Origin of the sequence: Anaerococcus sp. Marseille-P3625 (genome assembly GCF_900232825.1) — a bacterium.
Lineage (GTDB): Bacteria > Bacillota > Clostridia > Tissierellales > Peptoniphilaceae > Anaerococcus.
The window spans coordinates 390620-408789 of sequence record NZ_OCTP01000010.1 but is presented as its reverse complement, the minus strand read 5'-3'; the positions used below and the strand labels follow the sequence as shown (position 1 = coordinate 408789).

The 18170-nt window shown below is 30.3% G+C and carries 15 protein-coding genes; 4 read left to right on the top strand and 11 right to left on the bottom strand.

Annotated features, from left to right (window positions below):
• The first annotated feature begins 300 nt into the window (after positions 1–300).
• From CS884_RS03280 to CS884_RS03265, 4 genes are read left to right on the top strand one after another with little or no spacing between them, the layout of a single operon-like run.
• A complete protein-coding gene (locus CS884_RS03280; RefSeq protein WP_099320641.1) occupies positions 301–1104 on the top strand; it encodes a rhodanese-like domain-containing protein in 804 nt (267 codons plus the stop codon).
• An 11-nt stretch (positions 1105–1115) separates the two neighbouring features.
• Positions 1116–1847: a TVP38/TMEM64 family protein gene (locus CS884_RS03275; RefSeq protein WP_099320640.1), complete on the top strand. Its 732-nt coding sequence runs from the start codon at positions 1116–1118 to the stop codon at positions 1845–1847.
• On the top strand, positions 1822–2496 hold the full coding sequence (locus CS884_RS03270; RefSeq protein ID WP_099320639.1) for a TVP38/TMEM64 family protein: 675 nt from the start codon (positions 1822–1824) through the stop codon (positions 2494–2496). The genes CS884_RS03275 and CS884_RS03270 overlap by 26 nt, the downstream gene beginning before the upstream one ends.
• Entirely contained in the window at positions 2465–3118 is a 654-nt protein-coding gene (locus CS884_RS03265) for a TIGR04283 family arsenosugar biosynthesis glycosyltransferase (RefSeq protein WP_099320938.1), read from the top strand. The genes CS884_RS03270 and CS884_RS03265 overlap by 32 nt, the downstream gene beginning before the upstream one ends.
• A gap of 12 nt (positions 3119–3130) precedes the next feature.
• Here CS884_RS03265 and CS884_RS03260 read toward each other — a convergent pair whose 3' ends face one another.
• From CS884_RS03260 to CS884_RS03210, 11 genes are all read right to left on the bottom strand, one after another.
• Positions 3131–3958, bottom strand: coding sequence for a nucleoside hydrolase (locus CS884_RS03260; protein ID WP_099320638.1), 828 nt, complete (start codon positions 3956–3958; stop codon positions 3131–3133).
• Complete coding sequence (locus CS884_RS03255) at positions 3955–4878, bottom strand: ABC transporter ATP-binding protein (protein ID WP_099320637.1); 924 nt, start codon at positions 4876–4878, stop codon at positions 3955–3957. The genes CS884_RS03260 and CS884_RS03255 overlap by 4 nt, the downstream gene beginning before the upstream one ends.
• A complete protein-coding gene (locus tag CS884_RS03250) occupies positions 4866–5657 on the bottom strand; it encodes an ABC transporter permease (protein ID WP_099320636.1) in 792 nt (263 codons plus the stop codon). Before CS884_RS03250 ends, CS884_RS03255 begins: the two co-directional genes overlap by 13 nt.
• Positions 5638–6495, bottom strand: a complete 858-nt coding sequence (locus tag CS884_RS03245) for an ABC transporter permease subunit (protein ID WP_099320635.1) — start codon at positions 6493–6495, stop codon at positions 5638–5640. Before CS884_RS03245 ends, CS884_RS03250 begins: the two co-directional genes overlap by 20 nt.
• Entirely contained in the window at positions 6471–7799 is a 1329-nt protein-coding gene (locus CS884_RS03240; RefSeq protein WP_099320634.1) for an ABC transporter substrate-binding protein, read from the bottom strand. Before CS884_RS03240 ends, CS884_RS03245 begins: the two co-directional genes overlap by 25 nt.
• The gene (locus CS884_RS03235; RefSeq protein WP_099320633.1) at positions 7789–8226 is read right to left on the bottom strand and encodes a C-GCAxxG-C-C family protein; all 438 of its coding nucleotides are present in this window, start codon (positions 8224–8226) and stop codon (positions 7789–7791) included. The genes CS884_RS03240 and CS884_RS03235 overlap by 11 nt, the downstream gene beginning before the upstream one ends.
• Entirely contained in the window at positions 8219–9709 is a 1491-nt protein-coding gene (locus CS884_RS03230; protein WP_257875744.1) for a TIGR04282 family arsenosugar biosynthesis glycosyltransferase, read from the bottom strand. Before CS884_RS03230 ends, CS884_RS03235 begins: the two co-directional genes overlap by 8 nt.
• 27 nt (positions 9710–9736) lie before the next feature.
• On the bottom strand, positions 9737–13273 hold the full coding sequence (nifJ, locus tag CS884_RS03225) for a pyruvate:ferredoxin (flavodoxin) oxidoreductase (RefSeq protein WP_099320631.1): 3537 nt from the start codon (positions 13271–13273) through the stop codon (positions 9737–9739).
• A 120-nt stretch (positions 13274–13393) separates the two neighbouring features.
• Positions 13394–14395 (bottom strand): HPr(Ser) kinase/phosphatase, encoded by a 1002-nt coding sequence (hprK, locus tag CS884_RS03220; RefSeq protein ID WP_099320630.1) that lies wholly within the window; start codon positions 14393–14395, stop codon positions 13394–13396.
• A 13-nt stretch (positions 14396–14408) separates the two neighbouring features.
• A complete protein-coding gene (gene uvrC / locus CS884_RS03215) occupies positions 14409–16259 on the bottom strand; it encodes an excinuclease ABC subunit UvrC (protein ID WP_099320629.1) in 1851 nt (616 codons plus the stop codon).
• The gene (locus CS884_RS03210; RefSeq protein ID WP_099320628.1) at positions 16256–18025 is read right to left on the bottom strand and encodes an aminopeptidase P family protein; all 1770 of its coding nucleotides are present in this window, start codon (positions 18023–18025) and stop codon (positions 16256–16258) included. The genes uvrC and CS884_RS03210 overlap by 4 nt, the downstream gene beginning before the upstream one ends.
• Positions 18026–18170 lie beyond the last annotated feature (145 nt).

The following is an 18170-nucleotide window of genomic DNA, read 5'->3' as shown; positions in this document are numbered from 1 at the left end:
TTCTAATTCAATACTTTGTAAATAAAAAAATGGGCGTTCAAAGAACTCTCATGTACTATAATTACCTTATAGAAAACAAATACAAATTAGTTTTTATAATTTTAATTATATTGTTTCTTTTAAGGATCATCTTAAATTTAAGAAAATCTAAGAGTATACCCCCTATTTCTTTTATAATTACTACGGTAATTATTGGATTATTATTTTTAGATATTCAAAAATTTAAGTTAACAAAGTATGCTATATTCGTAATGCTTAGCATTATTAATATACTTCAATTTATTAAAGAGGAGAAAGTAAATGAAAAAATCAAATAAATTATTGGCACTATTATTAGTAGGTACATTAGCTCTACAAGCTTGTGGCAACAAAACTGATGAAACAAAAAAAGATGAACCAGCAACTACAACTGAAGATTCTGCAACAACAGAAGATAATAAAGAAGAAAAACCTGCTGAAGAAAAAACTGAAACTGAAGAAGTTGAAGTAAAAGAAATGACAGGTGAGGATCTTGACAAAATAGAAGAAGATAACAAGCAAAAAGAAAAATATCTAGTAATCGATGTTAGAAGTGAAGATGATTATAAAAATGGTCATATTAAACACGCAATTTCTATTCCAGCAGAAGATCTTGAATCAAGATTAGCTGAAATTGAAGGCTGGAAAGATAAATCAGTTGTAGTATATGCAAATAAAGCAGATGATTCTAAAGAAGCTTACAAAACATTAGCTGCCAATGGATTTACAGATCTTTATAACGCAGCTGGTTTAGAAGATTTCACATATACAACAGTTACAAAAGTAAAAACAGTTTTAGGAAAAGAATTTAAAGATTTAGCAGCTAGTGGAGATTATACAATAATCGATGCAAGAGATGCTAAAGATTATGATGCAGGACATATGCCTGGAGCAATAAATATTCCATCTGATAAAATTGATGAAATTTATCCAACACTTCCAACAGATAAGCAATTCTTAACTTACTGCTATTCTGGTAATAAATCTTTTGTAATAGCAAATAAACTTGCTGAAGACGGTCATGAAGTTATAAACGCATTCGACGGAACAAAAGAATACGAAGAATTTGACCTATCTGAAAAATAAAAGAGTAATAAATGAAAAATACACAAGTAGATAAAACAAATCCTAACGAGGAAAAACTAAATAAATCTTCCAAATTAATTGTTTTGATACCACTTGTTGCTTTGATTTTAGCCTACTTTTTAATTCCACCATTTAAAAATGGTGTTAATAGCGCTATTACAGCACTAAAATCTGGTGGTATAAATTCAGTTATTGAATACATTAGAGGTTATGGTAAACAAGCTGCTGTAATTTCATTTCTATTAATGATCCTTCAATCAATTATCTCACCTATCCCAGCGGTTATGATAACACTTGCAAATGCTGCAATATTTGGTTGGGTAAAAGGAGCAATATTATCCTGGTCATCAGCTATGGTTGGTGCAGCAATCTGCTTTTTCATTGCAAGAGCTTTGGGAAGAGATGTTGTTATAAAATTAAGTGGCAAGGGAGCCTTAGAAAGTATAGAAGAGTTTTTCAATAGGTATGGTAATTACACAATACTTATTGCTCGTTTGCTTCCATTTGTATCTTTTGATGTTGTAAGCTATGCAGCTGGTCTAACATCAATGGGTTTCTGGGGATTTTTTATAGCCACAGGAATTGGACAATTACCAGCTACTATAGTTTATTCTTACACAGGTGGAGAACTCGACGGAGGAATTCGTGGAATATTCTTCTTTGTAATTGGTATATCAGTCCTTGCTGTAATTGTAGCATTGTTAAGGAAAAGATATAATGCCAAACACAAAACGAATTTTTAATGTATTAAAAGCTATCCTAGTGATAGCTTTTATAATTTGGATAAATAAATCTATTAATATAGAATCTCTACAAGCAAGAATCGACTCTTTTGGCTCTTTAGCTCCAATTGTATATATAATTAGTTTTACTATTTTACCAGCCATATTTGTACCAACTCTAACAATAGTTGTAGTTGCAGGTACTTTATTTGGTTTTTATGAAGGTATTACTTTAACTTTAATCGGAGTAATTACAAATACTACACTTATGTATTTTATTTCTAATAAATTTGCTAAGGATAAAATATATGATAGATTAAAAGATAAATTATCTCCACAATATTTTAATTTGATTTACACTAAGAATCAAAAAAAACTAATAACAACATTCTTCATTTCAAGGCTAATCCCTGCTATACCATACATTTTTGAAAATTATCTAGCTGGGCTAACTGAAATCAAATTGTTGCCTTATGTACTAACTACCGTTATCGGCGTTATTCCCGGAATGATGATATATTTAAATGTTGGTACTAATATTGGAAGTCAAAATAAAGAAAATTTTATTTTTTCTGTCATCCTTTTACTTGCTTTTACAGTATTAACCTTGTTAGCAAAGAAAATTTATGATAAAAAACATGGTAACGATAATAATTCCGACATACAATGAAGCTGATAATATTAGCAAAATTGAAGAAGTTCTTAGTAATATCAAAGGTAATTTTGAGGTAATATTTTCAGATGGTTTTTCAACAGATGATACCTTTGATTTAATAAAATATCCTAAAATTAGAGAAAGCAAATTTAGGGCAAATCAAATGAATAGAGCTGCAAAATATGCCAAAGGAGATTATCTATTCTTTCTCCATGCAGATTCTATTATTGGCCCTGATTGTATAAATATTATAAATTCTTCAAAGCTTGCAGCTGGTTGCTTTAAAATGAGTTTTACCCCTAATAATTTAAAACTTAAAATTATCGCTTATTATTCAAATAAGAGAGTTAGAAAAAGAAATATAGCTTTTGGGGATCAAGGGATTTTTATAAAAAAAGATTTATTTGAAAAAATTGGAGGTTATAAATCCATACCACTAATGGAAGATTACCAACTTTCCTTAGATTTGATAGAAAGTGGAAATCCTATTAAACAAATTTCTTATCCAATTTATACTTCATCAAGGAAATTATTGGGCAAGGAATTTATTACAGGTTATAGGATGAAAAAACTACAAAAAAAATACAGAGAAGGCTACGATATAGAAAAAATCGCAGAAATTTACAAAAAAATTTGAGGCTCTTATCTTTTAGATAAAAGCCTCTTTTTCAATTACGTTTACAATATAATCCATTGCATCAATACCATCTTTAAGCTCAGGTAAATTAACTTTTTTATCATTTCCCTTTACTAAATATCCATTCAAAAGATTCTCATCAAGGCAAATATTTTTTTTATGGTCTATGAAAAATTCTGGATTTGTAATATACAAAGCAGCTAAAGCATCCCAAACTACAAGCTCTCTTTGACCAAATTCATCTAAAAATTCATCAGTAAGTCGAATTAAAGATTTTTTTAGATAATTCATATATGGACTTTTATAAGTTGGATGATCGTTAACTCTATAAGTATGGCTCATACAGTTATTTCCTGTTATTATATCGACATTTTTAACTTTATTTAATACATAATTTGTTGAAAGATAATCTATACTTAAATTTAATTCACGCATATTTTTTTTCTTAAACTTAAGTTCTTCAGTTATTCCACCCATGGCTACAAAAGAATTTATTTTTTTAGTATCTAGGCCAAGTGAAAGTGCCTTTTGAGTATTCGTTGTTGAACCTAAAGAAAGAATAGTCATATCTTCATTTTCTTCAGCTGTTTTCTTTATGGCAGCTCCCCCATCATTAGTGTAAAGACCGCCTTTTACCAGCGGAATATCTATGGATAGATCATCAAACATTTTTTTAGTAGCCTTATAAGTCACATCTTCGTTGTTATTTCCATATGTTGTTGTTACTAGTTTTACTTCTATATTTGGATTAGCAATCATATATAAGATTGCAAAGGCATCGTCTAGGTCACAGCCCTTAACATCTATGGTGCAGTCTGTATCAATTATTACTTTTTTCACTCTTCCTCCAAAATTATTTTATTTTTAATTCTTATATCTATTCTATCATTAATATCATATTCATCCCTTGAATCGACAATTAGGCTATATTTACCATGAATTTTATAGGAGTAATAATCTCCCCTATAAATCTTTTCAAGTATTTGATAAGAATCACCAGCAACTATATCTATATCGGATTTTTTTATTAGCATATTATCAATGATATTATCTTTAAAAATAAATTTAGCAGTTGCTAGATTTTTTGGATTTTCATAAATGTTTCTAGGCTTATCATAGGCAATAAATTTTCCATTTTTTAATATGGCCATCTTATCAGAAACCTCAACAGCTTCATTAATATCGTGGGTAACAAATAAAGTTGGAATATTATGCTCTTTTATAATCTTAAAGGTTTCATTTCTTAAATTTGCTCTTAGACTTTCATCTAAGGCAGAAAAAGGCTCATCTAACAAAAGCATATTTGGCTTTACTATAAGACTTCTTATTAGTGAAACTCTTTGCCTCTCTCCTCCAGATATTTGATTAGGATACTTATCTTTATGATCAATAAGTCCTACAAGGTCTAGATATCTATTTGTTTCTTTTTCTATAAAGTCTGATTTTTCACCTTGCATTTTTAAGCCAAAAGCCACATTATCAAGGATATTCATGTGAGGAAATAATTCAGCATCCTGAAACATTAAAATAAACTTTCTTTTTCTAATATCTAAAGATTTTATATTATTAGCATCAAAAAATACATCACCTTCATAATTATTGATAATTCCTGCAAGGATTTTAAGCAAAGTGCTTTTACCAGATCCACTACGACCTACAATTGATAAAACTTCTCCCTTATTTAATTTAAAACTTATATTATCTAAAATGAGCTTATCATTAAATTTCTTACTAATGTCAATTGCTTTTATATCTGCCATTTTTTTCTCCTAAATATCTGTCTAAAAATAAGTTCTACAAACAAAATCAATAAAATATTTATCAATAAAAATAATATAATTAAAGCTGATGAAATAGCTCTATCTCTTGATGCAAAGAAAGGAAAAGCAACGGTTATAAATGTATCAACCAATCCAGATCCTAAAACCAAGGTAATATAATATTGACTAACAGATAAAATAAAGCCCATGATAAAAGCAGTTTTTATAAAAGGAGCCATAATAGGTAAGGCAATATTTTTTATAACAGCTTTGTGATTCGCTCCTAGCATATAAGCTGATGATAAAATATTTTCTGAAAGAAATCCAAAACCAGGTTTTATAATTCTAACGCAATAAGGAATTATATATATAGATTGAACCAAACCAATGACTATTTTTGAATTTTTTATGCCAATGCTTAATAAAAAAGTTTGCAAACCAAGGCCTATTGTCGTTGCAGCAATCAAAAATGGCAAAAAAACCAAAAAATTTATAGCTTTATAATTTTTATCCTTGTCATAAATTTTTTTTGCTATAGGATAAGCTAATATCAAGGAAAAAATGGAAGATCCAATGCCGATAATAAAAGAATTAATAGTGCCAGTTCTTAGTTTCATTTCCTTTAATAAATATGAATAGCTTCTTAAAGAGTAATTTGCATTAATTAAGTTTGGATAGGGATAATTTTGCCTAAAACTTGTAAAAATAATGTCAATTCCACCTAAAATTAATAGGATAATATAGATATATAATAAAATTTTAGAGATCTTTTTCATCATTTTTTACTCCAAAAACTAACAACAAAATAATTGATAATAAGCCAATTAAAGTTAGTATTATATTTATAGCAAAGGCATTAGGTTTATAAATAAAACTATTCTTAGAAAATTCAACGTAAGACTTTATGGCAAGAGTTCTTGGTACCGTTGGCCCAATCAATAGTGGAACTTCATAAGAACTAATAGAAAAATTAAATAAAATTAGGAAAATTTCTAACATTTCTCTTTTAATATAAGGAAAAATTACATAATAAAATTCTTTCAAATCACTAGCTCCTAAATTCTTGGCAGCATAGAGTTGATTTATCGAAATCTTTCTATAAATTTCCAAAAATACCATAGCAGCATAAGCTGCTCCTTTGAAGGCATAGGTAAATATAACTCCTATAGCATTCTTATCATAAAACATTTGGTAAAAATCACTGCTATTAGATAAAAGTCCAAAATTATATAAAACTCTTGAAATTATTCCAGTTTGACTAAACAAATTAACAAGACTAATCGCAATAATTATATGAGGGATTATTACAGGTATTTTAAGATAAATGTCAAATATTTTGCTATTAAAGATTCCATAAGATAAAAAAACACCTAATACCAAAGCTATTGCACTAGAAATTACGGATATTTTTAATGAAAAAATTAAACTTTCAATAAAAGTTTTATCGTTAAATATATTAGAATAATAGCTTGTAGTAAAAGTGTTTATGCCAATTTCATCATAAATTCCAAAACTTATAAGTAAAGATTTTCCTAAGCCTATAAGGATTAAGATTATAATTAAAATTAATCCTTGATAGGCTAAGAAACTTTCTAATTTAGAACTTCTTCTTCCCATATCTCTTCAATTAATGGTACTATTTGAGCTGGCATTTCTGGAATCTTGTGTTCTTCTAAAACTTTGTTTGATAAAGTTAATTCACCTGTTGGAATTTCATCATACATCTTCTTTTGTTCATCAGTTAATTTATCATAAGAAATGATTGGTAGATCGCCGAGTGTTTCAGGGTAAGCCTTAGAAATTTGTGCTTCTGGTGATAAAATAAAGTTAATTAAAACCATAGCACCAGCCTTATTTTTAGCCCCCTTACTTATAGCTAAGAAGTGTGTATTAGCAATATTTCCCTTGTCAAATACAAATGTTCTTACATTTTCGTCATAAAGTCCATCAGCATAACCTATTGAAGCGTTGTTAGGATTATAGCTCATAGCCATTATTACTTCTCCATCAGCAAACATATTTGCAAGTGTTGGGTTATCTGGTGGGTAAGATTTTCCTTCATTCCACAAATAAGGTTTAAGTTCATTTAGATAATCAATTGTTGGTTTTAGCATTTCTTTTAATTGATCTTTGGTTAAATTTTTATCCATAAAATCTTCATAGCCTTGGATATCAGAGATTATATTTCTAATAAATGCAGAGCCTGTAAAATCTGGTAAAGAAGCGTAGGTGATTTTACCAGGATTAGCTTTTGCAAGCTCTAGTAATTCTTGAGCATTTTTAGGTGGTGTATCTATTTTTGAACTGTCATAAATAAATACAAATTGTGCTCCACCATAAGGAGCTTCCATATTTTCAACAGGCTCACCAAAATCGCTATTAACAGATGAACTATTTTCATCTACATAATCGTTGTAATTTGGCAATTGTTTAGTAAATGGTCCATAAAGCATTCCATTTTCTTTAGCATTAGCAAAGTTTTCTCCGTTTATCCAAACAACGTCAATATTTCCGTCAGTTGAATCTTTTTCTGCTAGCATAAGGTTATTAATCTCATCAATATCCATAGGAACTCTATTTACAGTAACGTCATATTGTTCTTTAACTTTTGGAATTACATAAGTATCTATCCATTGATTTCTTTTATCATCTCCACCCCAACCGTAGAAGTTTACGCTGGAACCTTTTGCTTTTTCAGCTATTTCTTCAAAGGAAAGATTTGACAAATCATCGCTAGATGTTTCTTCTGATTTTTCCACTTTGCTTTCTTCATTTTTTGCAGTATCGTCTGTATTATCACTAGTTTCAACTTTTGTTTCTTCTTTGGTATCTTTATCGGTATCTACATTTGAATTATTCCCACATCCAGTTAATAATCCTAAACATAAAGCTCCAGTAATAAATAAATTTTTAATTTTCATTACTTTCTCCCAAAATTTCTTCAGTAATGTCTATTGCATTTGTAATACATTTCCCACAAACGCTTGTTAATAAGTTATTTTCTATGGCATAATTCATACCAGAATCAGTATTTACATCGACTTTTAATAGTTCGGCACACTTAGTATTAGCCATTCTTTTTTCAAACTCACTATCAAGCTTAAGTACTTTTTTTATAAGTTCTAATTTTTCCTCCATATCAGTTGATCCATATTTTAAGCCTAAGGCCATATATGATGCTGTTAATGCTCCGCATATATCTGACTTATACATGCCCATCTCAAATGGAGTTGCTATTTTTGCTGCAGTATTTTCGTCCATACCCATAAGGCTTGCAAAATAGCAAAAAACTGTTTGGGAACAATTATAACCTTTTTTTCCGTATTCTATTAATTTTTCTTCATCCATCAAATCTCCTATAAAATTTTTCTAGCATATTCAAAAAATCATAAGATAAAAACTTATTGATTTTATTGTAAGTATCAGCATTTTTGATAAATCTATCTTCTTCATATTGAACTTTTGCCATAGAACACCAGGTCACTCCTCTAAGAGAATTAAACATCAAATATTTATAGAATTTATTGTAATCAATCTTTCGATATTTTTCATAGATTTTTAAAAATTCTAACATTTCATCTTCGCTAAGAATTGTGTCTGTTTTCCAATTAGTGGTTGTTGGAACAAGAAAATGTGCTAAATCTTGCTCGCATTCTCCAATTATCGGCTTTTCCCAATCAATAATTACGGACTTTTCTCCAATAATAAAATTTCTATTATTTAATTCGGTGTTTATTATGCATGGATTTGAAATATTCTCATCTAATCCAGATTTTTTTGCAAAGGTTAAGAAATATAAAATTTTCTCTTCAACATTCCTATCTTTTTTTTCAAAGGCTTGATAATGGCTAAACATACTAACAAATTCATCATACATGGCTTGAAAGGGTTTTTTAGCATAAATAAATTTAGAAAAATCTGCCTTTAGATTATGAACTGAGCTTAAAAGTTTTGCTGCAATTTCCATATCCTTACTATAATCAAGTGCTTGACCCTCAACATATTCCATGGTTAAAAAACTTTTAGGTATTAGTCTTCCCATATCGTAATAATCGAAAACTTTTGGTGTGACTTCTGATTTTTCTAGAGTTTTTAGGGCATCATATTCATATTTTAACTGTTTACCAGCTAAATTTATCTGACTTGCTAAGTTAATTCTAATAACTTTATCGTCTAATCTGTAATTTAAGTTATATTCACCAGCTCCTAATAGTTTTACACTATCATCAGAAAATTCACAGGCAACAAGATCTTGCATATTATCTATATCTCTAATTCTAGGAAGTAAATAATATGACTTATTAAAAGATTTAATTTTTTCAATAATATTATTAAGTACTGACTCATTAGAATATTCTATTCCTGTGAAAATATCAAATTTTTCTTTCATCCCTATTAAGCCAAATCCTCCATCAAATGTTGGAGAAATAACAAAATCATAATCATCTAGTTTCTTAAAAGCATCAATAATGTGAGAGCTTTCTAAATTTGCTAAATCTGAACCTAAAAGAACGACTTTGTTGGCACCATCTAAGTGGTCAAAAATGGCATTTCTCATTTTATAGCCTAAATCCGTTCCATTTTGCCTATGTTTTTTTTCATTTAAAAATTCAATATCCTTAATATCCCCATCATAATAAATTATAAGATCTTTATTTGTTCGTTTTATTTTCTTATAATTTTCATTAATTAATGTAAGCATTAATTCATATCTTTCTTTTGGGGATAAAAAATTACTCATTCTAGTCTTGCAATTATTTAGATTAGGTGCTTTAGTAAAAAATATTAATTTGTCCATTTTTTCTCTATTAATCTTAAAAAAAATCGCCATAGTACTATGGCGATTTAATTTTCTTTTTTATTTTCCAGCTAATCTCTTGTATGTTTCATATCTATCGTTAGCAGCTTTTTCTGCTTCTTGATATAATTCATCTGCTGTTTCTGGGAATGATCTCTTAAGTGATGAGTATCTAACTTCTCCTTGAATAAATTCTTGGAATGATTCGCTAGGTTCTTTTGAATCTAAAGTAAATGGATTCTTTCCTTCATCAGCTAGTCTTGGATCAAATCTCCATAAGTGCCAGTAACCAGCATTTACTGCTTGTTTTTCTCTATATTGAGATTTACCCATACCCATTCTAATACCGTGGTTGATACATGGTGCGTATGCTATTACTAGAGATGGTCCATCATAGCTTTCAGCTTCTTTGATTGCTTTTAGAGTTTGATTTTGGTTAGCACCCATAGCAACTTGTGCTACATATACATAACCATAAGATGTCATCATTAATCCTAAATCTTTTTTACGTACTTTCTTACCTGAAGCAGCAAATTGTGCTACTGCTGAAAGTGGTGTAGCTTTAGATGATTGTCCACCTGTATTTGAATAAACTTCAGTATCAAATACTAAAATATTGATGTTTTCACCGCTTGCAAGAACATGGTCTACTCCACCAAATCCTATATCGTAACTCCAACCGTCACCACCAAAGATCCATAATGATTTTTTGATCATGTAATCTTTTAAGTTTAGAATTTTATTTACCAAATCAGAAGCTTGTTCGTTATCGATTTTTTCATCTTTAAGACTTAAAATCTTTGCTGTTGCTTCTTTAGATGATTTAACATCATCTTTTCCATCAATCCACATCTTGAATGCTTCGTTAAATGGTGATTCGATGTTTAGATCTAAGAAATCATTCATGTGATTTTCTAGTAATAGAGCATTAGAATCTGCTGCAAGTTTCATACCATATCCGTATTCTGCTGCATCTTCAAATAATGAGTTGCCCCAAGCTGGACCTTTACCTGTAGCTAGATTTTTAGTATAAGCCATAGATGGTGCACTAGCGCCCCAAATTGATGAACAACCAGTAGCATTTGCTATATACATTCTGTCACCAAATAATTGAGTAACTAGTTTTGCATATGGAGTTTCTCCACAGCCTGCACAAGCACCAGAGAATTCTAGTAATGGTTGTTTAAATTGGCTGCCTTTTAGTGTCATTGGATCCATAACATCTTCTTTGTATCCAACTTCATCATTTGCAAATATCCAATTATCTTTTTCTTTTGCTATTTCTTCTTCAAAAGGTTTCATTAATAGAGCTTTCTTTGGAGCAGGGCAGATATCAGCACAGTTTCCACAGCCTGTACAATCAAGTGGTGAAACTTGAATTCTAAATTCATAGCCTTCCATACCTTTACCAATAGCTTTTTTGCTTTCAAATCCTTCTGGAGCTTTAGCTTTTTCTTCTTCTGTTATTAAGAATGGTCTAATTACTGCATGAGGACAAACGTATGAACATTGGTTACATTGTATACAATTTTCAATTTGCCATTGTGGAACATTTAGTGCTATACCACGTTTTTCATAAGCAGTTGTTCCTGATGGAAATTCACCATTTTCAAGATTAAGATTTGTAAATGCAGATACTGGGATTTGATCTTCTTTTTGTTCGATCATTGGTTTTAGTATTGTCTTTACAAATTCCGGTAATTCTTTTTCTTCTTTAACAGGATCTGTTGCATTTGCCCAGCTTTCAGGAACTTCGATTTTCTTTGCAGCTGTCAAACCTGAATCTACTGCTGAGTAGTTCATATTTACAATATCGTCACCCTTATGACCATAAGATTTAACAATAGAATCTTTTAGATATTTAACAGCATCGTCAATTGGAAGTACTTCAGAAAGTTTAAAGAATGCTGCTTGCATGATCATGTTGGTTCTTGAACCAAGTCCTAATTGTTGAGCAATGTGACTTGCATCAATAATATAGAAATCAATGTTATGTTTTGCTATATAATTTTTAATACTTGCAGGTAAGTGTTCTTCTAATTCTTCTTCACTCCATACGCAGTTTAATAGGAATGTTCCGCCATCTTTAAGACCAGCTAGAATATCATATTGGTGAACGTAAGCTTGTTTTGAGCAAGAAATAAAGTCTGCTTCGTCTAATAAATATGTTGATCTAATTGGAGATTTACCAAATCTTAAGTGAGAAACTGTTAGACCACCAGATTTCTTAGAGTCATAGTCAAAATATCCTTGAGCATACATATCTGTATTGTCACCGATAATTTTGATTGCTTGTTTGTTAGCTCCAACTGTACCATCAGATCCAAAGCCCCAGAATTTACATCTAGATGTACCTTCTTGGCGTACTTTGAAATCTTCTCTTTCTAAAGAAGAATTTGTAACATCATCTGTAATTGCTAGAGTGAAGTTATCTTTTGTATCTTCTTTAGCAAGATTATCAAATACTGCCTTAACATCTGCAGGAATTGTATCTTTTCCAGCTAAACCATATACACCACCGAATATTTCTGGTGCATTTTCTTTGCCGTAGAACGCTGCTTTGACATCTAAGTATAGAGGTTGTCCTTCAGCACCTTTTTCCTTTGTTCTATCAAGAACAGCAATTTTCTTAACTGTTTTTGGTAGTGCTTTTAGTAAATGTTCATTTGAGAATGGTCTATATAGATGAACTTCTATTAAACCTACTTTGTAACCATCTTCTAATAATACATCTATTGTTTCTCTTGCTGCTTGGCAGAATGAACCCATAGCAACTATAACATTTTCTGCATCATCAGCACCGTAGTAATTGAATAGTCCGTAGTTTGTACCGATTAGTTCATTTACTTGGTTCATGTAGCTTTCAACTATTCCAACTATTTCTTCATAAGCTTTGTTTGAAGCAATAGTTCTTTGAAAGAAAGTATTTTTCTCAGCTGTACCCATGTGTTTTGGTCTTTCTGGGTTAAGTGAATGATTTTTAAATTCATCTACAGCATCAAAATCTACCATTTCTTTTAATGTATCGTAGTCCCAAACTTCTATCTTTGAAACTTCATGGCTTGTTCTAAATCCATCAAAGAAGTTAACAAATGGTAATCTACCTTTGATTGCAGCTGCATGAGCTACTGGTGATAAGTCCATTACTTCTTGAACAGAGTTTGAGCATAGCATAGCACAACCTGTTTGTCTTGTTGCCATAACATCTGAATGATCTCCATAGATAGAAAGTGCTTGAGTAGCTATAGTTCTAGCTGCAACATGGAATACACCAGGTAATCTTTCTCCAGCAATTTTATACATATTTGGGATCATTAATAATAATCCTTGGCTTGCTGTATATGTAGTAGTAAGTGCTCCTGCTGCAAGTGAACCGTGAACTGCTGCTGCTGCTCCTGCTTCAGATTGCATCTCTTTTACAATAACTTCTCTTCCGAAAACATTTTTTCTACCATTAGCTGCCCAAACATCTACAGCTTCTGGCATTGGTGAAGATGGGGTAATTGGGTAAATTGTTGCAACATCAGTAAATGCGTATGATACATGAGCTGCAGCTGTATTACCATCCATAGTCTTCATTGCTCTAGTAATTGTCATTTAGACCTCCTAAAATTAATAATAACATTATCGTTAACACTATTTTAAGTATAATTAAAATTGCTTAAAAAGTCAATAGTTACGGAAAAATATGTAAAATTTTTAACATTCTTTTTACTTCTAAATAAAGTCATCTTCTGGCTTTACTAACTCTTTGTGAAATATATTATTTGTCATATATCTTGCAGCATTATAACCAAAATTCTTCTCTCTTTGATTTTTTGCTGCAACTTCAACTATTAAAGCTAAGTTTCTACCCGCTCTAACTGGCAAAACAATATGTGGAACAGCTACATCTAGTAATTTAATATAATGATCATCAATACCTAGCCTATCATACTCATAATCTTCTTTCCATTGCTCTAATTCAATAACTAAATCTATTTCCGTAGATTTTTTTACAGAACCTGTTCCATAAAGCCTACGCACATTTACAATACCAAGACCTCTAATTTCCATATAATGGCGTATATTGTCAGGAGATGCTCCAGTAATTTTATTATCAATAGCCACTATATCTACCATATCATCGGCTACCAACCTATGGCCTCTATTTACTAAATCTAAGGCTGTTTCTGATTTTCCTATTGATGATTTGCCTATTATTAGAACTCCTAATCCAAATACTTCTAACAATTCTCCATGGACATTGCTTCTTGGAGCTAGCTGATACTCTAGCTCATCAGATATATCAGAAATCAACTTGGTGGTTTTTGCAGGAGATCTTAGAAGTGTCTTATCATAATAATCTGCTAGATCGAGTATATCTTGATTTATATCAGCATTATAGGAAAAAATACATGCTGGTATATCATATGACAAAATTCCTCTAAATCTTTCATACTGGAGCTTACTATCAAGACTTGTAAGATAGGTATATTCAACCGCCCCAATTATCTGTAATCTTTTGTAAGGAAATTCCACCAAATAACCAGTTAACTGAAGACCAGGTCTATTTACATCTGCGCTAGTAAGAGTTATATCGTGATAATCAGATGATTGATGAACTACTTCCAAACCTAAATTTTCAACTACTGTTTGTAGCTTTAAACTTCTTATTTCTTTAAGTAGTTTTATTTCTTTTATATTATTTTCTGATATTTGATTTTCATTAACTTCCATATTTATCTAAAACCTAACCTTTCAGCTTAAAGTATTTATAAATTTCAAGTGCTTGTTTCTTGCCTACCAATGGAACTTCCATAAGTTCCTCTACGCTAGCTTTTTTAATATTCTCAATGCTTTTGAAATGCTTATATAGATTTGTTTTTGTTTTTTCTCCAACACCTTTTATTTGGTCAAGCTGGCTAGTTTTCATAGTATTGCTCATTAGTTTTCTATGATAATTTATAGCAAATCTATGAGCTTCTTCATCAATCTCATAAATTAGTTTATACAAAGGATGACGTGCATTTATAGGAATTTCTATATCTTTATAAATAATGCCTCTTACCTTGTGAAAATCATCTTTTACAAGACCAGCTACTGCAATATCCAAATTGAGTTTATTAAGAATTTCTTCTGCCGCATTTACTTGACCCTTTCCCCCATCCATCAATATTAGATCAGGAAATTTGCCAAAACCAGTAGTGGTATTTGAATTTTCTCTTTGTTTAAGACCTTGGTTAAATCTTCTACTAATCACTTCCTTTAAAGATTCGTAGTCATTTGGTCCTTCTACTGTTTTTATTTTGAATTTCCTATATTCTTTTTTTGCTGGAAAACCATCTTCAAAAACCACCATAGATCCAACAGATAAAACCCCGGATGTATTAGAAATATCATAAGCTTCTATTCGATTAATCTCTTTTAATCCAAGCATCTCTTTTAGATAATTCACGCTTGCATTTTTCTTACGATCTTTTCTTTCTAAGCGTTTTTCATATTTAACTCGCATATCATTAGCATTGGTAAAGGCCATATTGATCAGATCTTTTTTCTTGCCAAGTTTTGGTTTGTGAATATAAACTTTGCTTTTCTTTTTTTGGTTAAGAAATTCGTTAATGGTATCCAAATCATCTGGCTCGCTTTCAATTAATATTTCTTTTGGAACATAGATGATATCAAGATAAAATTGTTTTAAAAATGATGAAAAAATTTCATTATCGTTTTCTCTATAGTCATTTTTTATTACAAAATGCTCCCTATCTACAATTTTCCCATCTCTCATAAAGAAAACTTGCATAATTATTAGACTTGAACCCTTGCTCATAGCAATTATATCCATATCTTCTTTAGTAGAATCTGTAACCTTTTGCCTTTGAGCTATAGTTTGTAAAGCCTTATAATAATCTCTATAGATTGCTGCCATTTCAAAGTTTAATTTTCCACTTTCTTCATTCATCTTTAGTGAAATCCAATCCGGGATTTTATTTGATTTATTTTCCAAAAATTCTTTTACATCAAGAATTGCTTGGTCATAAATTTTTTCATCTTCCTTGTCTATACAAGGTCCCTTGCATTTTCTAATAAAAAAGTTCAGACAAGGTCTTTTTAATTTTTGACCCTTAGAAAAATCTAAATTACAAGTTCTAAAAGGATAGTAGATGTGAAATAAATCAATTGAGTCATTTACTGCATAGGCATCAGGATATGGTCCAAAATACCAGGCACCATCATCTATAATCTGTCTAACTTTTTGAATTCTTGGAAATTTTTCACTAGTAATTTTTATATAAGGATATTGCTTATCATCACGCAATACGATGTTATATTTTGGTCTATTTTTCTTTATGAGATTAGACTCAAGGACTAAGGCCTCTACTTCATTTTCAACTATGATATACTCAAAATGATCAATATGGGAGACCATGGCAAGTACCTTGGCTCCCTTGTTTTTGTTATTATCGAAATATTGGCGTACTCTTTTTTTAAGAGATATGGCTTTTCCCACATAAATTATTTCATCTTCTTCATCTCTCATTATATATACGCCAGGCAAGTCAGGAAGTTCTTTTAGTTTTTCCTTAAGCTCTTTTTTGCTCAAATTTCTTTACAACTCTCTTTCAAATATTCAAGATCAGAGCCTTCTAAGTAAGGACTTAGTAGTTCTTGGCATTTTTTATTATAAGCATTTATCCATTCGTATTCTTCATTTGTTAGCATTTCAACTTTTATAGGTCTAGTATCTATTGGCACATATGTTAAATTTTCAAATTCTAAGAATTTTCCAAATTCATTCTTAAATGCAAATTTAACACGTGCTTGGCTTTCTATCCTAATTCCATGGCTATTAGCTATATAAAGTCCTGGCTCGATAGATGTAAACATATTTTCTTTAAATTCAATGCTTGACCCTTGGGCAATTCTTTGTGGTCCTTCATGAACAGATAGGACATAACCAACTCCATGACCTGTTCCATGGAAGAAGTCTTTACCAGCTTTCCACAATGGATATTTGGCAATGGCATCTAGTCTTTGACCAGTTGTTTTATTTTTAAATTTTGCAAGGAATAAATCTATGTGAGATTTTAAAACTAGAGTGTAATCTATTTTTTCATCTTCGGTTAAATTTCCCAAAGCAATTGTTCTTGTAATATCAGTAGTTCCCTCCATATAATGAGCTCCAGAATCTATTAATACCATTGATTCATTTTTAAAAGTTTTTGATCCTAGTTGTGATGGCTCATAGTGAACTATTGCTGCATTATCTTTATAACCGATGATCGCTTCAAAAGAATCATCGATAAATCCTTCATTTTCCGCTCTCATTTCGTGTAATTTCTTGCTTGCCACATATTCATTAAGAGTTCCTGTAGAAGCTCCAATTTCTAGCCAATTGAAAAATTTAACCAAAGTAACACCATCTTTGATATAAGCATTTTTGTTATTTTCTATTTCTTTTTGGCTTTTTATGGCTTTCATATTTTCTGTTATATTAATTCCCATAGAAATTTTGACATTAGAATTAATTGAGTCATAAATTGCTACATTTGTTCTTTCTGGATCTAGGAAAATTCTATTTTTGCCTGGAATATTTTTTATTAAAGTAAAGATATGATCATAAGGATAAACTTTTATTTCATTTTCTTCCAAATAAGCTCTTATCTTATCATCAAGTTTATTTTCGTCTATACAAAGATTTACTTTATCTTTGCTTATTAGTATATAAGATAGGGTTACTGGGCAATAGTCAATATCATTACCTCTTATATTTAATAACCAACAAATATCTTCAATTGCTCCAAGAAAATAGTAGTCGTAGTCATTTACTTCCATTATATCGCGAAGACGAGTGATTTTTGAACTACAGCTTTCACCAGTGTATTTCTCATCCATAAGCCAAACCTTATCAGTGCGAAGACTTGGCCTATCATGCCATAGTTTTGATATATAATCTAAATCAGAAATTAAAGTTCTAGCTCCCATAGATTCGCTAAGTTTTTTATATTCTTTTACGGAAAACAAATTTCCATTAAAGGCAATTTTGCCAAATTCAGAAACTACATCTTCAAGATATTCTTCAATTGTAGGATAATCTTCATCTCCAATTTTCATAAGTTCAAACTCTGAATTTTCTAATTCACTAGCAGCTTGAAGAAAGTATCTAGAATCCGTCCATAATTTTGCTTGATCCATTGTCACAACTGCTGTTCCGGCAGAACCAGTAAATCCAGATATAAATTCTCTTTCTTTGTAATGGTCTGGTAAATATTCTGATTGGTGCGGATCAGAAGTTGGTACAATGTAAGCTTCAATTTTTCTATCTTTCATTAATTTTCTTAAATTTTCTATTCTTTGGTTAATATTCATAACTTCTCCCTTTTTACATATATTTTTTAAGTAAAAATGTACTTAAAATAACTATACTTAATTGGCAAATATTTGGTAGGAAATTTTTCAATTGATTTTTATCTTAAAACAATTATAATATTAACATCGTTAAGAAAAGAAATTT

Coding starts and splice junctions, on each gene's coding strand:
- CS884_RS03280 (WP_099320641.1), top strand. CDS start 301: ATGAAAAAATCAAATAAATTATTGGCACTATTATTAGTAGGTACATTA.
- CS884_RS03275 (WP_099320640.1), top strand. CDS start 1,116: ATGAAAAATACACAAGTAGATAAAACAAATCCTAACGAGGAAAAACTA.
- CS884_RS03270 (WP_099320639.1), top strand. CDS start 1,822: ATGCCAAACACAAAACGAATTTTTAATGTATTAAAAGCTATCCTAGTG.
- CS884_RS03265 (WP_099320938.1), top strand. CDS start 2,465: ATGGTAACGATAATAATTCCGACATACAATGAAGCTGATAATATTAGC.
- CS884_RS03255 (WP_099320637.1), bottom strand. CDS start 4,878: ATGGCAGATATAAAAGCAATTGACATTAGTAAGAAATTTAATGATAAG.
- CS884_RS03250 (WP_099320636.1), bottom strand. CDS start 5,657: ATGATGAAAAAGATCTCTAAAATTTTATTATATATCTATATTATCCTA.
- CS884_RS03245 (WP_099320635.1), bottom strand. CDS start 6,495: ATGGGAAGAAGAAGTTCTAAATTAGAAAGTTTCTTAGCCTATCAAGGA.
- CS884_RS03240 (WP_099320634.1), bottom strand. CDS start 7,799: ATGAAAATTAAAAATTTATTTATTACTGGAGCTTTATGTTTAGGATTA.
- CS884_RS03235 (WP_099320633.1), bottom strand. CDS start 8,226: ATGGATGAAGAAAAATTAATAGAATACGGAAAAAAAGGTTATAATTGT.
- CS884_RS03230 (WP_257875744.1), bottom strand. CDS start 9,709: ATGGCGATTTTTTTTAAGATTAATAGAGAAAAAATGGACAAATTAATA.
- nifJ (WP_099320631.1), bottom strand. CDS start 13,273: ATGACAATTACTAGAGCAATGAAGACTATGGATGGTAATACAGCTGCA.
- hprK (WP_099320630.1), bottom strand. CDS start 14,395: ATGGAAGTTAATGAAAATCAAATATCAGAAAATAATATAAAAGAAATA.
- CS884_RS03210 (WP_099320628.1), bottom strand. CDS start 18,025: ATGAATATTAACCAAAGAATAGAAAATTTAAGAAAATTAATGAAAGAT.